This window comes from Stenotrophomonas sp. GD03877, from assembly GCF_029840555.1.
Taxonomy (GTDB): domain Bacteria; phylum Pseudomonadota; class Gammaproteobacteria; order Xanthomonadales; family Xanthomonadaceae; genus Stenotrophomonas; species Stenotrophomonas geniculata.
This window is the reverse complement of record NZ_JAOCCT010000017.1, coordinates 47,985-62,182: the sequence shown is the minus strand read 5'-3', so window position 1 is coordinate 62,182 and position 14,198 is coordinate 47,985. Positions and strand designations below refer to the sequence as shown.

13 protein-coding genes are annotated in these 14,198 nt (G+C 66.9%); 5 read left to right on the top strand and 8 right to left on the bottom strand.

The genetic code is table 11. The features are described 5' to 3' along the window. Window positions 1-42: 42 nt before the first annotated feature. Together N5D20_RS13940 and N5D20_RS13935 are read left to right on the top strand one after the other, a co-directional pair. Window positions 43-819, top strand: coding sequence for an AMP nucleosidase (locus N5D20_RS13940; protein ID WP_197578724.1), 777 nt, complete (start codon window positions 43-45; stop codon window positions 817-819). A gap of 43 nt (window positions 820-862) precedes the next feature. After that, on the top strand, window positions 863-1,402 hold the full coding sequence (locus tag N5D20_RS13935) for a DUF924 family protein (protein WP_006384394.1): 540 nt from the start codon (window positions 863-865) through the stop codon (window positions 1,400-1,402). A 77-nt stretch (window positions 1,403-1,479) separates the two neighbouring features. Here the strand turns inward: N5D20_RS13935 and grxD are convergent, their stop codons facing one another. Continuing rightward, window positions 1,480-2,406: a Grx4 family monothiol glutaredoxin gene (grxD, locus tag N5D20_RS13930; RefSeq protein WP_049435342.1), complete on the bottom strand. Its 927-nt coding sequence runs from the start codon at window positions 2,404-2,406 to the stop codon at window positions 1,480-1,482. A 59-nt stretch (window positions 2,407-2,465) separates the two neighbouring features. Between grxD and N5D20_RS13925 the strand changes: the two genes are divergently transcribed. Beyond that, entirely contained in the window at window positions 2,466-3,245 is a 780-nt protein-coding gene (locus tag N5D20_RS13925; RefSeq protein WP_197578723.1) for a polysaccharide deacetylase family protein, read from the top strand. Window positions 3,246-3,320: 75 nt separating this feature from the next. Here the strand turns inward: N5D20_RS13925 and N5D20_RS13920 are convergent, their stop codons facing one another. From N5D20_RS13920 to N5D20_RS13910, 3 genes are read right to left on the bottom strand one after another with little or no spacing between them, the layout of a single operon-like run. Then, window positions 3,321-4,037 carry a class I SAM-dependent methyltransferase gene (locus N5D20_RS13920; protein WP_029379711.1) on the bottom strand — a complete coding sequence of 239 codons (717 nt, stop codon included), beginning with the start codon at window positions 4,035-4,037 and terminating at the stop codon, window positions 3,321-3,323. A gap of 4 nt (window positions 4,038-4,041) precedes the next feature. Then, entirely contained in the window at window positions 4,042-4,659 is a 618-nt protein-coding gene (locus tag N5D20_RS13915; protein ID WP_019338543.1) for an SGNH/GDSL hydrolase family protein, read from the bottom strand. Window positions 4,660-4,662: 3 nt separating this feature from the next. Continuing rightward, window positions 4,663-5,937, bottom strand: a complete 1,275-nt coding sequence (locus N5D20_RS13910) for an aminotransferase class I/II-fold pyridoxal phosphate-dependent enzyme (protein WP_010480840.1) — start codon at window positions 5,935-5,937, stop codon at window positions 4,663-4,665. 114 nt (window positions 5,938-6,051) lie between these two features. Here N5D20_RS13910 and rsgA point away from each other — a divergent pair, with 114 nt between their 5' ends. Then, window positions 6,052-7,161, top strand: a complete 1,110-nt coding sequence (gene rsgA, locus N5D20_RS13905) for a ribosome small subunit-dependent GTPase A (RefSeq protein ID WP_197578748.1) — start codon at window positions 6,052-6,054, stop codon at window positions 7,159-7,161. 126 nt (window positions 7,162-7,287) lie between these two features. Further along, window positions 7,288-8,541, top strand: coding sequence for a flavohemoglobin expression-modulating QEGLA motif protein (locus N5D20_RS13900; RefSeq protein ID WP_049435336.1), 1,254 nt, complete (start codon window positions 7,288-7,290; stop codon window positions 8,539-8,541). A 436-nt stretch (window positions 8,542-8,977) separates the two neighbouring features. Here the strand turns inward: N5D20_RS13900 and N5D20_RS13895 are convergent, their stop codons facing one another. The 4 genes from N5D20_RS13895 to N5D20_RS13880 form a co-directional block, all read right to left on the bottom strand. Beyond that, window positions 8,978-11,272, bottom strand: coding sequence for a TonB-dependent receptor (locus tag N5D20_RS13895; RefSeq protein ID WP_197578722.1), 2,295 nt, complete (start codon window positions 11,270-11,272; stop codon window positions 8,978-8,980). A 137-nt stretch (window positions 11,273-11,409) separates the two neighbouring features. Next, window positions 11,410-11,943, bottom strand: coding sequence for a hypothetical protein (locus N5D20_RS13890; protein ID WP_197578721.1), 534 nt, complete (start codon window positions 11,941-11,943; stop codon window positions 11,410-11,412). A gap of 125 nt (window positions 11,944-12,068) precedes the next feature. Beyond that, window positions 12,069-12,809 carry an acetoacetyl-CoA reductase gene (gene phbB, locus N5D20_RS13885; protein WP_197578720.1) on the bottom strand — a complete coding sequence of 247 codons (741 nt, stop codon included), beginning with the start codon at window positions 12,807-12,809 and terminating at the stop codon, window positions 12,069-12,071. Between the two features lie 24 nt (window positions 12,810-12,833). Then, a complete protein-coding gene (locus N5D20_RS13880; protein ID WP_012481220.1) occupies window positions 12,834-14,162 on the bottom strand; it encodes a CitMHS family transporter in 1,329 nt (442 codons plus the stop codon). Between the last annotated feature and the right edge of the window lie 36 nt (window positions 14,163-14,198).

Here is a 14,198-nt window from a genome sequence, read left to right as displayed (position 1 = left end):
GGTAGCTGAAAATACCCGGTCCCCCGCCGTACCGGACCGCCCATGAAGAGCAAGCAGGAAATCGTCGACAACTGGCTGCCCCGGTATACCGGCGTGCCCTTGGACCAGTTCGGCCAGCACATCCTGCTGACCAACTTCGGGGGCTACCTGCATACGTTCTCCGAGCTGACCGGCGCGCCGGTCATCGGCCTGGACCGGCCGATGGCCAGTGCCACCGTTGATGGCATCACCATGATCAACTTCGGCATGGGCAGCCCCAATGCCGCGATCATCATGGACCTGCTGTCGGCGGTGATGCCCAAGGCGGTGCTGTTCCTGGGCAAGTGCGGTGGCCTCAAGCGCAAGAACCAGCTGGGTGACCTGGTGCTGCCGATCGCTGCGATCCGTGGCGAGGGTACCTCGGGCGATTACCTGCCGCCGGAAGTCCCGGCCCTGCCGGCCTTCGCGCTGCAGCGCGCAGTCTCGACCATGATCCGCGACCTCGGCCACGACTACTGGACCGGCACGGTCTACACCACCAACCGCCGGGTCTGGGAACACGACGAGGCCTTCAAGGAACGGCTGCGGGCGATGCGCTGCATGGCCATCGACATGGAAACGGCCACGGTGTTCGCCGCTGGCTTCGCCAACCACATCCCGAGTGGCGCGCTGCTGCTGGTCTCGGACCAGCCGATGATCCCCGATGGGGTCAAGACCGAAGCCTCCGATGCCAAGGTCAGCTCCCAGTTCGTGGAAAACCATATCCAGATCGGTATCGAGGCGCTTAAGCTTATCCGGCGCAACGGCAAGTCGGTCCGCCACCTGCGCTTCGACGAATGATGATGAAGGCCGGGCGCGGGGCGTCCGGGCCTGGGAGTAGGTAATGGACGTTGCCGCGCAAGTGGTGGAATTCTGGAAGGAGGCGGGCCCTGCGAAGTGGTTCGCCCGCGACGACGCGTTCGACGCGCAGTTCCGCCAGTTGTTTCTGGATGAGCATTTCGCCGCCGCTTCGCGCGGGCGTGAGCATTGGCTGGGCAGTGCCGAAGGGGCGCTGGCCCTGATGCTGCTGCTGGACCAGTTCCCGCGCAACTGCTTCCGGGGCACTGCCCATTCCTACGCCACCGATGGCTTGGCCCGGCATTACGCCATGCGCGCCATCGAGGAAGGCCTGGACCTGCAGCTGGTGCCGAAGCTGCGCGCCTTCATCTACCTGCCGTTCGAGCACTCCGAGGATCCGCTGGACCAGGATCGTTCGGTAGCGATGTTCGACGTGCTGGGTGACAAGGAATACCTGCAGTACGCCGAACTGCACCGCGACATCATCCGCCGCTTCGGGCGCTTCCCGCATCGCAACGCCGTGCTGGGCCGCATCCCCACGCCGGAAGAACTGGATTACCTGGCCGAAGGCGGGTTTGCCGGCTAAGAAAAAGGGGACGGAGGGGATTAAGTCGTTTATGGCACAAACGACTTAATCCCCTCCGTCCCCTTTTTCAGTGCCGATCAGTACTTCGGCACGCCGTTGTCCACCTCTTCGGACCAGGCGTTGATGCCGCCGGTGACGTTGAACACCTTGGTGAAGCCGAGGGCGCGGAACTGCTCGGCGGCCTGCGCACTGCGGCCACCGTGGTGGCACATGAAGGCCAGTGCGGTGTCCTTCGGCAGGGCTTCCAGCTCGGCGCGGCCGTTGCCGTCGAAGCTCTTGAACGGCACGCCCACGGCGGCGATCTCACGCTCGTCGGCCGGGCGCACGTCCACCAGGGTGATGTTGCCGGCACGCACCAGGTCATCGGCATCACGCACGCTGATTTCCTGCACCGGCTTCGGCGCGTTCGGGTTGTCGATGGCCAGGCCCTTGCCGCGGATGTCGTCCACCCAGTCGATGGTGATGCCGTTGGCGCGACGGGCGCTGGACAGGTCGAACTGCACGCGCAGGCCGTTGGATTCGGCAGCGATCGCGCCTTCGTCATGCGGGGCAAGCTGGAAGTTCGGCTGGAAGCCGGCGTCGATGGTCAGCTGCAGGGCAGCGCCCGGAGCGTCGGCCAGCGCGCCCTTGAGCATTTCCACGGCGGCCGGGGTGACGGTGATGCTCGGCGGGGTGCGGTCCGGTGCGGCCAGGCCCAGCACGCTGCTCAGCTCACCGCTGGCGGCCATCTGCAGCACGATGTCGCTGCCGCCGACCAGTTCGCCGTCGATGTACAGCTGCGGGATGGTCGGCCAGTCGCCGTAGGCCTTGATGCCTTCACGGATTTCCTGGTCGGCCAGCACGTTGACGTGGGCGAACTCGACGCCGAGGTCCTGCAGGGCGCCCACGGCCTTGGCCGAGAAACCACACTGCGGCATCGACGGCTGGCCCTTCATGAACAGCACGACGCGGTTGGCGTTGAGGATGGATTCGATGCGCGAACGCAGGGCGGGATCGAGGGACATGGACGTCGGGGTTCCGGGAATTCGAATCATCAATTCTAACCCCCATGGCATCATGGGGGATGAGCAACGCAGGAACATTGCATCGCATCCCGGCCCGCCCCTGGCGCTGGCTGCCCTGGCTGGTGGCGTCGCAGCTGGCCGTGATCCTGGTCTGGGTACAGGCTGGGTGGCACTGGGGGCTGCCGCTGATGGTGGCCAGCCACGCGCTGTTCATGGTGCCGGTGTTCCTGCCCAACAGCCGTTTCTACGCACCGGTACTGAGCCGGGTGCCGGAGGCTGGCAACAGTGTCTGGTTGACGATCGATGACGGCCCCGGCCCGGAAACCCGTGCCGTGCTCGATCTGCTGGACCGCCACCAGGCGCGTGCGACCTTCTTCCTGGTGGGGGAACGTGCGCTGGCACAGCCGGAACTGGTGGCCGAGATCCTGCGCCGTGGCCACGATCTCGGCAATCACAGCCACAGCCACCCGCAGGCCCGCTTCTGGCGGCTGGGCCCGGCTGCGATGCGCGCCGAGATCGAAGGCTGCCAGCATGCATTGCAGGCCCTGAGCGGGCATCCGGTGCGCTGGTATCGCTCGGTGGTGGGCATGACCAACCCGTTCGTGGCGCCGGTGTTGAAGGCGCTCGGCCTGGTGCGCGTGGGCTGGAGTGCACGCGGTTACGACGGCGTCGGCTGCACGCCGGAGGGCGTGCTGGCGCGTTTGCTGCCCGACCTGCGGCCAGGAGCCATCGTGCTGCTGCACGAAGGCGCCGCCCACGGCCACAATCTGGTGATCATCGAGCGCGTGCTGCAGGCGCTGGACGAACGCGGGCTGAAGGCGCAGCTGCCTACCGGCTGATACGTATGCGGTAGCGCCGGGCCATGCCCGGCGGATGCCACAGGTGCCGCTCCGCTCGCCGGGCATGGCCCGGCGCTACAGGTTCCGTCGTGCCACCAGCAGCCAGCTGTTGAACGGCGTACGCCCATGCAGCGGCCGGGGGGCGGTCACCTGCAATCCCGCTTCGGCAAGCGTCGTCTGCAGCACCTCTGGATCGGGATAGTGGCGCGGCCGCGTGCCCATCCAGCCGACCAGCCAGGCCAGCCGGTCCGCCACCCGCGTGGTGCGGTCGCGGCCATCGCCGGTGGCCAGCGGCGTGCGCAGCAGCAGGCAGCCGCCGGGGGCCACCCGTGCACTGGCCGCGCGCAGCAGTGCCTGCTGTGGGCCCGCGTCCAGGTACTGCAGCACGTCCAGCAGCAGGACGTGCCCGGCCTGCGCCGGTAGCGGCGCCTGCACATCCACGCAGTCGAAGCGCACGTCATGCAGTTCGACGGCAGCACGTTGCGCGCGGGCGATCTTGCCCGCATCCACATCCACGCCCAGGTAGCGTTGGGTGCCGCCGCGCTGGCGCAGTACATGGGCGAACAGGCCCAACCCGCAGCCGAGGTCCAGCACCGGCTGCCCGTCCTCAGGCAGATGCTGCAGCACGCCGTCGTACAGCGGATCGCTGCCGAGCTTGCTACGGGTGTAGTAGTAGTCGCGGCGGCTGCCCCAGGCCTGCGCCGGGCGGAACGCTTCGGCGATCAAGCGCGCCTGCGGGGACGTCAGGGGAGTACAGGGCAGGGGCGGGCCGTTCCGTGGCGTGCCGTCCATCGCTTCAGTCCGTGCCGCCAAGCAGATGCGTGGCCACCGGAAGGGCGCGTGCGCTCCACAGCGCGTACATCCGCGCTGAAGGATGCAGGCCGTCCTCGGCAATCATCGTCGGGTCTTCGCCCTGTGCGCGGCTGATGTCGGTGATGTCGACGAAGGCCACGCCGTGCCGGGTACTGATCACCTCGGCGGCGGCATTGAACTCGTCGGTCTGGATCTCGATCGCGGCCAGGTCGCGGCCACTGCCGGCACCGAACGGGGTGGCACCCCAATCGGGGAAGGACAGCACCAGCACGCGGCCGGCATCACCGCCGGCGAAGCCGATCGCCCGCTGCAGCAGGGCCTGGAACTGGCTGCGGTATTCGTCCAGAGGACGCCCGCGGTACTGGTTGTTGACGCCGATCAGCAGGCTGACGAAATCGAACGGACCCTGCGGTGCGGTCGCGTCGATACCCGCATCGAGCTCGTCAGTGGTCCAGCCGGTGGTCGCAATGGTCTGCGGGTTGGACAGGTCGATGCCCTGCGCACGCAGGGCGGCGGCCAGCTGGTGCGGCCAGCGGCCTTCGACTGCAACCGCTTCACCGATGGTGTACGAATCGCCCAGCGCCAGGTAGGACAATGCCACGGCTCAGGCCACCGAACGGCGCGGCTTCAGCGGCACGACCTTGGTCGCATCCTCGGCACGGCGCGCCAGCACACGGTCGATGCGGGCGAACACATCGCGCATCACCGAAGCTTCCGGCATCAGGGTCACACGGAAATGATGGCGGTAGGGCACGTTGAAGCTTGAGCCCGGCACCACCAGCACGCCTTCGTTGTTCATCAGGTCCAGCGCGAAATCGTGGTCGTCGAAGCCCTTCGCAGCGGCACCGACCACGGCCGGGAACGCATACAGCGCGCCGGCCGGCGCGACCAGTGACAGGTGCTCGCTGGCTTCGCAGGCCTCGATCACCGCGCGGCGGGTTTCATACAGGCGGCCGCCCGGCGTGCACAGCTCGGAGATGGTGTCCGGACCGTTCACCGCCGCCTCGATGGCGTACTGGCCCGGCACGTTGGCGCACAGGCGCAGCGCGCCCAACAGGTCCAGTGCCGCGCGGAAGTCACCCAGGCGGGCATCGTCGCCACTCAGGTGTGCCCAGCCCACGCGCCAACCGCAGGCGCGGTGCACCTTGCTCAGGCCACTGAAGGTCAGGCACGGATGATCACCGGCCAGCGGCGCGACCGGCTGGAACACCGCATCGTCGTACAGGATCTGGTCGTAGATCTCATCAACCAGCAGCAGCAGGTTGTGGCGGCGCGCGATCTCGACCACGCGCTCCAGCAGTTCGCGCGGGTAGCTGGCGCCGCTGGGATTGTTCGGATTGATCAGCACGATGGCGCGGGTGCGCGAAGAGACCAGCGTCTCGATCTCGCTCGGGTCCGGCTGGAAGCCGTTCTCCGGCGCGCAGCGGTAGTACACCGGGCGGCCATCGTTGAGGATGGTCGAAGCCGACCACAGCGGGTAGTCGGGCGAGGGCACCAGCACTTCGTCGCCCGGGTTGAGCAGCGCACGCAGCGACAGGTCGATCAGCTCGCTGACGCCGTTGCCGAGGAAGACGCGGTCCGGGTGTGCATCGGGCGCGCCACGACGGGCGTAGTAGCTGGCGATGGCTTCGCGCGCCACCGGCAGGCCCTGCTGGTGGGTGTACGGGTCGGTGCGGCCCATGTCGTCGGCGATCGCGCGCTGCAGGTGCTCGGGCGCGCGGAAACCGAAAGCACCTGGATTGCCGATGTTGAGCTTGATCAGCTTGCGGCCCTGCGCCTCCAGCTCCCGGGCTCGCCGCGCCAGTTCTCCGCGGATTTCGTAGCGCACTTCGGAAAGGCGCTCGCGGATGGCCAGGGGCTTGGGCGAGGTGGTGGACATGGGAGACGGGCCGTCAAAAGGCATGGGGCTTCCATCCTACCGGAATTGCTGCACTGCATGGCAAGGGCTCCGGGCCCGTCATTGCTGGGCTGGCAGGGCGCCGGCACAGGTAGAATGGCGGCGATGACCCAGACCCCCGATTTCATCGCCCTGCAGACCATCGGCTGGCCCTGGCCGGGCCCGGCGCAGCAGGCCGACTGGCAGGCCGCGATGGCCGCGCACCCGCAGGCCCGCCCGGCACGGGTGATCGAACAGCACCGCACCCACTACGTGGTGGCCGATGGCCCGGATGCATCGATCAAGGCCGAGTCGCTGCCGGAATGGCAGCGCCCGCGCTTCCCCAGCCATGAACGGCCGGCGGTGGGCGACTGGGTGCTGCTGGACGGCATCCGCATCGTCGCCCTGCTGCCGCGGCGCACCGCGATCAAGCGTGGTGCCGCGGGTGAGCACTACCACCAGCAGGTGATCGCGGCCAACATCGATACAGTGTTCATCGTCTGTGGCCTGGACGCCGACTTCAATCCGCGCCGCATCGAGCGCTACCTGCTGCTGGTCGGCGGTGGCGGTGCCGAACCGGTGGTGGTGCTGACCAAGGCCGACCAGACCGAATACAGCGAGGATGCGCTGGCGGTGCTGGAAGAGCTGGAGATGCAGGGCATTGCCCTGCATGCGATCAACGGCCTGGATGCCGACAGCGTTGCCGTGCTGCAACCGTGGCTGGGCCCGGGCCGCACCGTGGTGCTGGTGGGCTCGTCCGGTGCCGGCAAGTCCACGTTGACCAACACCCTGCTCGGCGAGCAGCGGATGAAGACCAACGCGGTGCGTGCCAACGATTCGCGCGGACGACACACCACCACCCATCGCGCGCTGATGCCGCTGCCGACGGGCGCCTGCCTGATCGACACCCCCGGCATGCGCGAGCTGAAGCCGACCGGTGAAGAGACGCTGTCCGAAGGCGGCTTCGCCGATATCGAAGCGCTGGCCGCACAGTGCCGCTTCAACGACTGCAAGCACCAGCAGGAACCGGGCTGTGCCGTGCGCGCAGCGATCGACGCGGGCGAGATCGAAGAGAGCCGGCTGCTCAACTACTTCAAGCTGAAGGAAGAAGTGGCCGCCGCCGCCGCCAAGCTGGCGGTGCGCCAGGCCGAGACCGCGCAGGAGCGCGGTGGCAAGAAGGGCAAGGGCCAGCAGTTCCGCCCGGCGAGCAAGAACCGCCGGCGGTAGCACAGCAGCCGAGCGTGGGCTCGGCTCTACAGTGGGTCCGCGGCGGAGTCATTTCCTGTAGCGCCCGAGCCGATGCTCGGGCGGCGGCGCGCAGCGCCGGACACAGCAGGGCGCTATAGTCCGCCCATGGAACCGACCGCGACGCTGGACCGTGACGTGGCCCACCATGCAGCGCTCGATGCGCGCCTGGTCGAGGCCGTGGGGGGCATCCGCCTGCTGGGCCTGACCAGCTGGCCGGCCACGCTGCAGGCACCGTTCCTGGACAGCGTGGCACGTGGGCAACCGATGCTGCCGAAGGTGGACTACCCTCGGCTCGACTTCAGCGAAGAGCGCCGCGCGCTGGCCGCGATCGCCGCCGACTGTGATGACACTCATCCGCTGGGCCACTACGTGCGACAGTCGGCACAGAGTTGGGACCTGGCCGCGCAGCTGCTGGAAGGGCTGGGCACCGCCGCCGTCGATACCTGTTCGGTGCAGCTGTTCGGCGCCCCAGAGCAGCCGTTGCCAGGCAATGGCCCGAGCACGCGCGAAGCAGCGCGCCACTTCATCCAGATTGCCGCCGAACTGGACCACGAGCTGCTGGCGCCGGAAGAGCAGGTGCCGGTCTCGGCCATTGCCCTGCAGCTGCAGCTGCAGAACGATCTGGACGCCTTCTTCGAATCGCGCATCATCCAGGTGCAGCTCGATCCGGAGCTGGTGTCCAAGGCCGCTGCCGGACCGACCCGCATCCGCCTGCGCACCAGCGCGCGCTTCAGCGCCTACGACCGCGCGCAGCTGTTCCACCACGAAGCGCTGGTGCATTCGCTGACCGCCTTGAATGGCCGCGAACAACCGGTGCTGCCCAGCCTGGCGTTGTCCTCGCCGCGGGTGACTGCGACCCAGGAAGGGTTGGCGACGTTTGCCGAGCAGATCACCGGCAGCATCGACATCGAGCGCCTGAAACGCATCAGCCTGCGTACCGAAGCGATTGCCATGGCACGCGAAGGCGCCGATTTCATCGAAGTGTTCCGCTACTTCTGCGATGCCGGGCAGAACGCCGAAGAAAGCTTCGCTTCGGCACAGCGCGTGTTCCGCGGCGTGCCGCCCAGTGGCGGCCTGGCCTTCACCAAGGACACGGTGTACCTGCGTGGCCTGGTGTCGGTGCATACCTTCTTCCGCCACATGTTGGCCGAGGACCGCCTGCAGGTCTGCCGCTGGTTGTTTGCCGGCAAGATGAGCCTGGCCGATGCGATCGCGTTCGCGCCGCTGTTCGAAGCGGGTGTGCTGAAGCCGCCGCGCTGGCTGCCGCACTGGGTGAGCCGGGCGAACGGCCTGGCCGGCATGCTGGCGTTCTCGCTGTTCGCCAACCGGATACGGATGGACCAGCTGGCGCCGGAATGAAATGCGTTGGCGGATCCTCCTGCGCCTGCCTGCTATCGGCTGGGAGGAGGCGGGGCACCCTGGTCAGGACACGCAAAAGCCCCTCCATGGTGCTCGATGGCGCCATCCATGGCGCCAACGGTCCTGACCAGGGTGCCCCGCCTCCTCCAGACAATTTCCTGCGGGCGCGGCAGCAGGTCCACCAGAGGGATTGCGCTTGAAAAGCAAAGAGCCGGGCATTGCCCGGCTCTTTGCTTTTGCTGTTGCTCTTGCTTTCCATTCCCTCCGCGCCGGCGCGGGGAACTGTCCAGCGGGGGTAGGCAGGCCCATGCAGGACCGTGAGGCGCATGGATGCGCCGACCGAGCCCCCAAGGACGGGTTTACGGCGTGTCCTGCATGGGCCTGCCTACCCACGCCATGCAGGAACAATCAACGCGCCGCAGCGCCTGCTTTCGATTTAGAACTCCGCCGCCACCGTCATGAACAACTGCCGCGGCGCGCTCGCATGGATCGCATACCGCGTGCCCTTCGGATCGGTCGGCGCGAACGAACTCAGCTGCCCCGCATAGCGCTTGTTGGTCAGGTTGGTCGCGTTCAACGACACCCGCACGTTGCGCAGGCCCAGGCCCGGGCCGAAGTCGTAGCCCGCACCGGCGTCGAAGGTGGTCACGCCCGGCACCGACTGGTCGTTGGTATAGGTGTAGTAGCGCTTGCCGGTGTACTTGGCACGCAGGCTGGCGAAGAATCCATCGCGGTTCCAGCTGATCTCACTGGAGGCCATGCGCTGCGGCGTATCCACCGTGATCTTGCCGGCCACCGGCACGATCGCGCCGCCCGAGGTGTAGTCATCCTCGTAGGTGGTCTTGTTCCAGGACAGCGCGTTGTACCACTGCAGGCCGTCGATCGGCTTGAGGATGAAGGTCAGCTCGGCACCGTGGCTCTTCACCGAACCGACGTTGATGAAGCGCGTCACGCACTCCGGACGCGTGCCGACTTCGATGCTCGAACACGGGTTCAGCGACAGCAGGCGGTTGTCGAACTTGACGTTGTAGGCGGCGATCGAGGCCTGGTACTTCTCGCCGAAGGTACGGAAGCCGGCTTCCAGGCTCTTGGACTTCTCCGGCTCGAGCCCGGCGCTGGCCGCGAACGATTCCGGCGATACCTGCAGCGGGCCACCGCTGCCGCCACCGACGAAGGCGGCGATGTTCTCGGCGTACGAGGCGAACAGCTCGTTGTTGGCGTTGAGCTTGAAGCCCAGGCCCACCTGCGGCAGTACCGACTTCTTGGCGGTCAGCGTGCCCGAGGCGATGCTGGTTTCCACGCCCGGCTGGGCGGTTGCGCGCATGCGGGTGTTCGGGCTCTTGATACCGACATCCACGGTCAGGCGCTGGTCCAGGAAGCGCATGCGGTCCTGCACGTAGAACTGGCGCGTGCGGATGTCAAAGTCCTGGTTGAACAGCAGGCGGTCCGGGTTCTTCAGGTACAGGTCGTCCAGGAACGGGCCGCTGATGTAGTAGAAGTTGCGCGACACGTTATGGTCGTTCTGCTCGTACCACAGGCCGGCTTCCAGTTCGTGGATGCCCACCGTCCACGACAGCGCGGCGGTCAGGCCATCGCGGTTGATCGTGTAGTTGGTGCTGCGGATAGAGATCGGCAGCATCTTGTCGGTGCCCGGGTAGGACGGCTGGCCCGGTGCCCACCAGTGGCCCTGGCCACGGTTGTCATGGTGATAGGCCAGCAGCTTCAGGCGGCCCTGTTCGCCCAGGCGCAGGTCGGCATCGACCGAATAGAGGTTGTCGTCACGCAGTGCGCGGCTCTGGTAGTAGGCGTCGTCGATGCTGTTGACGCCGCCACTGAACTTGCACTTGCTGCGGTCCAGCGTGCCTGGCGCGCAGTACGCGGCGGCCACGGCGCGATCCCAGTCCGGTGCATAGATGTTCCAGTCATAACCCAGGCCGCGCGCCAGCATGTCCTTGGACAGGTAGGCATAGTTGGCCTGGCTGGCGCGCGAGGTCGCCACGAACGCTCCGAAGCGGTGGTCGCCGACATTCCACACGGCCTTGGCGTTGAACTGGCGGGTAGTCTGGTTCTGGTACGGCGCCGCCCACATGTCCTGGTCCTGGTGCACGCCGGACACGTAGGCCGAGAAACCGTTGATGTCGCCGGTATCCACGCGCAGGTAGCCACGGCGCTGGCTGTCGTCGCCAACGGTGACGCTGGCGCGGCCACCAAACTCGGTGGACGGATCCATCGAGAAGTACTGGATGGTGCCGCCCAGGTTGCTGGTCGAGGCCACGCCCAGCGAACCGATGCCCTGCGACAGCTCTGCGCCGGCGAGGTTCTCGGCGATGATCGCGCGGGCAATGCTCAGGCCGTTGTAGTTGCCGTAGCTGTTGTCACCCAGCGGGATGCCGTCCAGCGTATAGCCGAGGCGGCTCTTGTCGAAGCCGCGCAGGCTGATGGTCTGCGATTCTTCGTTGGCACCGAAGGCGTCGTTGGACTGCACCGACACGCCCGGCAGGCGGTCGAGGATCTTCTGGCCGCTGGTGCCCGGCGGCAGCACCTGCTTGTCGACGGTGGTGATGCGCTGCACCTGGCGGGTCTCGCCCTGGCCGATCACGGAGACGGTATCCAGCGTCTGCGCGCTCAGCGCGGCATCGGTGCTGGCGCCGGTATCGGCGGCGGGGGCGGCATGGGCGCTGGCGGCGGAGAGCGCGATCGCCACGGCGATCGTCAGGTGTCGGGTCTGCATGGTGGTCCGTTGCATTGGGGGTGGTCACCGGCATGCGTGCGCGGTGCATGGCCACTATGCGAATGGAACATGAAACCTTCTTTACGAAAATCCAACGAACGAGGCAGGGGCGTGATGCGCGCCCTGCAACACCACTGTCATGGAGCAAGCGCCTCCGCCGGCCTGAGAACCACCTGCGAGACACAACGGTGGTCCACGCCGGGAAACAGGAAGCTGATCCAGCGATCAACTTCGGTGTAGCTCAGCGTCAATGCCTGTTCCGGCGCATGACCACTGGGCGGAAGCACCCGATCGGGGCGGCCGAAGCGCTGATTGACCTGCTGGCGGGTTACGCAGGCACCGCTGATGTCGAGGCGCACGGACTGCACGCGTTGATGGTCCGGGTACAGCATTACCACCCCGGCGGTGACCCGCAGCGGCGGTGAAAGCGGCATCGCAGGCAATGTGAGCTGCGGCGCCCCACGCATTTCGATGCGGGTTGCTGATGCAGGAATGACCGCATGCAGGTCGGCGAGTCGTGGTGTGCGCGGCCATGGCGCGGCCCAGTGCCGGCTCAGTTCCACCAGCCGGTCGGCCTGCATTTCATCGGCCATCGGCAACGCCGCCGGTGTTGCCGCCACGCACAGCGCGGGCAACAACATCATCGCGATGGTCCACTCCCAGCGCTGCATGCGCGCACTCCCTGTGCCTGGCTCGTCGCCGGTATAGCACGGGTGCGGTGCAGGCAGAAATAAGGGGCCGGATCCCCCTCGCATGCGAAGGTTCTCCGGCCCCCGCGCACTCCGTGGGGGAGGGCTTAGCCCATGTACAGGCCGCCGTTGACCGGATAGTCGGCACCGGTCACATACGAGGCTTCATCCGAGGCCAGCCAGGCGCACAGGCCGGCCACTTCCTCGGGGCGGCCCAGGCGACGCACCGGTACCGAGGCCGCCAGCCGGTCCAGCACATCCGGCGGGAAGCTGCTGATCGCCTGGCTGGCGATGTAGCCCGGCGACAGCGTGTTGACGGTGACGCCGCGCGAGGCCACTTCGGCAGCCAGTGCACGGCTGAAACCGTGCATCGCGGCCTTGGCGGTGGCGTAGTTCACCTGCCCGATCTGGCCCTTGTGGGCGCTGACCGAACCGATGTTGATGATGCGGCCCCAGCCACGCGTGGCCATGCCGTCAACCACCTGCTTGGCCAGGTTGAACAGCGCATTGAGGTTGGAGGCGATCACCGCGTTCCAGTCTTCCACCGTCATCTGCCGGAACAGCAGATCACGGCTGCCACCGGAGTTGTTGACCAGCACATCGACCTCGCCCACTTCCGCACGCACCTTGGCGAACGCGGCGCTGGTCGAGGCCCAGTCGGTGGCGTTGCCTTCGGAGGCGATGAAATCAAAGCCCTGTTCGCGCTGCTCGCGCAGCCAGTTGGCCTTGCGCGGCGAGTTCGGCGCGCAACCGGCGACCACGGTGTGGCCACTGCGGGCCAGGCTCTGGCAGATGGCAGTACCGACACTGCCCATTCCACTGGTGACGTAAGCGATTCGAAGCGTCATTGCAGAAGGCTCCTTGGTAGAGGGTCAGGCAGCGAGCGGGTACAGGCCGAACAGCAGGCTGCCGACCATCAGCAGCATGGAGATGGCGATGGCCCACTTCAGGGTGAACTTCTGGTGGTCGGCGAATTCGACCTTGGCCAGGCCCACCAGCAGATAGGTGGACGGCACCAGCGGGCTGAGCAGATGCACCGGCTGGCCGGCCAGCGAGGCGCGCGCCATTTCCACCGGGGTGATGCCGTAGTTGCCGGCGGCCTCGGACAGGATCGGCAGCACGCCGAAGTAGAAGGCGTCGTTGGACATGAAGAAGGTGAACGGCATCGATGCCACCGCCGTGATCACCGCCAGGTACGGGCCCCACGATTCCGGAATGACGGCCAGGAAGCTGTGCGACATTGCTTCGACCATGCCGGTGTTGTTGAGGATTCCGGTGAAGATGCCGGCGGCGAATATCAGCGACACCACCGACAGCACGTTGCCGGCATGGTTGACCACGCGGCGGCGCTGCTCGGCCAGGTTCGGGTAGTTGATCACCAGGGCGATGGCGAAGCCGACCATGAACAGCACCGGCATCGGCAGCACGCCGATGATCAGCGCGGTCATCAGCGCCACGGTCAGCGCCAGGTTCACCCACAGCAGCTTCGGGCGCTTGATGTCTTCGGCGTCTTCCACGGTCGGCAGCGGGTTGCTGTCATCGGACACGCTGTTGTCCATCCAGCTGCCACCCTTGGGCAGGGTCACCACGCCAAGGCGACGGCGTTCCTTCAGGCCCAGGTACCAGGCCAGCAGCAGCACGCCGGCACAGGCGATCACCATCGACGGGATCAGCGGCACGAACACGTCGGCCGGGTCCACGTGCAGCGCGGTGGCCGCGCGTGCGGTCGGGCCGCCCCACGGGGTCAGGTTCATCACGCCGCCGGCGAGGATGGTCACGCAGGTCATGTTCAGCGCGTTCATGCCGAGGCGCTGGTACAGCGGCAGCATCGCCGAGACGGTGATCATGTAGGTGGTCGAGCCATCACCATCGAGCGAGATCAGCATCGCCAGCACCGCGGTACCGAGCACGATCTTCATCGGATCGCCCTTGACGAAGCGCAGGATCACCCGCACCAGTGGATCGAACAGGCCGGCATCGATCATCACCCCGAAGTAGAGGATGGCGAACATCAGCATCACGCCGGTCGGCGCGATCTTCTTGATGCCTTCCAGCATCATCTCGTCGATGCCGGCGCCGAAGCCGCCGATCAGCGCGAACAGGATGGGAATGGTGATCAGGGCGACGAGCGGTGACAGGCGTTTGCTCATGATCAAGTACATGAACGTAATGACCATGCCAAAGCCGAGGATGCTCAGCATCATCTGCGGACTCCTTGCGAATACAGGACGTGGGGG

Coding starts and splice junctions, on each gene's coding strand:
- N5D20_RS13940 (WP_197578724.1), top strand. CDS start 43: ATGAAGAGCAAGCAGGAAATCGTCGACAACTGGCTGCCCCGGTATACC.
- N5D20_RS13935 (WP_006384394.1), top strand. CDS start 863: ATGGACGTTGCCGCGCAAGTGGTGGAATTCTGGAAGGAGGCGGGCCCT.
- grxD (WP_049435342.1), bottom strand. CDS start 2,406: ATGTCCCTCGATCCCGCCCTGCGTTCGCGCATCGAATCCATCCTCAAC.
- N5D20_RS13925 (WP_197578723.1), top strand. CDS start 2,466: ATGAGCAACGCAGGAACATTGCATCGCATCCCGGCCCGCCCCTGGCGC.
- N5D20_RS13920 (WP_029379711.1), bottom strand. CDS start 4,037: ATGGACGGCACGCCACGGAACGGCCCGCCCCTGCCCTGTACTCCCCTG.
- N5D20_RS13910 (WP_010480840.1), bottom strand. CDS start 5,937: ATGTCCACCACCTCGCCCAAGCCCCTGGCCATCCGCGAGCGCCTTTCC.
- rsgA (WP_197578748.1), top strand. CDS start 6,052: ATGGCGGCGATGACCCAGACCCCCGATTTCATCGCCCTGCAGACCATC.
- N5D20_RS13900 (WP_049435336.1), top strand. CDS start 7,288: ATGGAACCGACCGCGACGCTGGACCGTGACGTGGCCCACCATGCAGCG.
- N5D20_RS13895 (WP_197578722.1), bottom strand. CDS start 11,272: ATGCAGACCCGACACCTGACGATCGCCGTGGCGATCGCGCTCTCCGCC.
- N5D20_RS13890 (WP_197578721.1), bottom strand. CDS start 11,943: ATGCAGCGCTGGGAGTGGACCATCGCGATGATGTTGTTGCCCGCGCTG.
- phbB (WP_197578720.1), bottom strand. CDS start 12,809: ATGACGCTTCGAATCGCTTACGTCACCAGTGGAATGGGCAGTGTCGGT.
- N5D20_RS13880 (WP_012481220.1), bottom strand. CDS start 14,162: ATGCTGAGCATCCTCGGCTTTGGCATGGTCATTACGTTCATGTACTTG.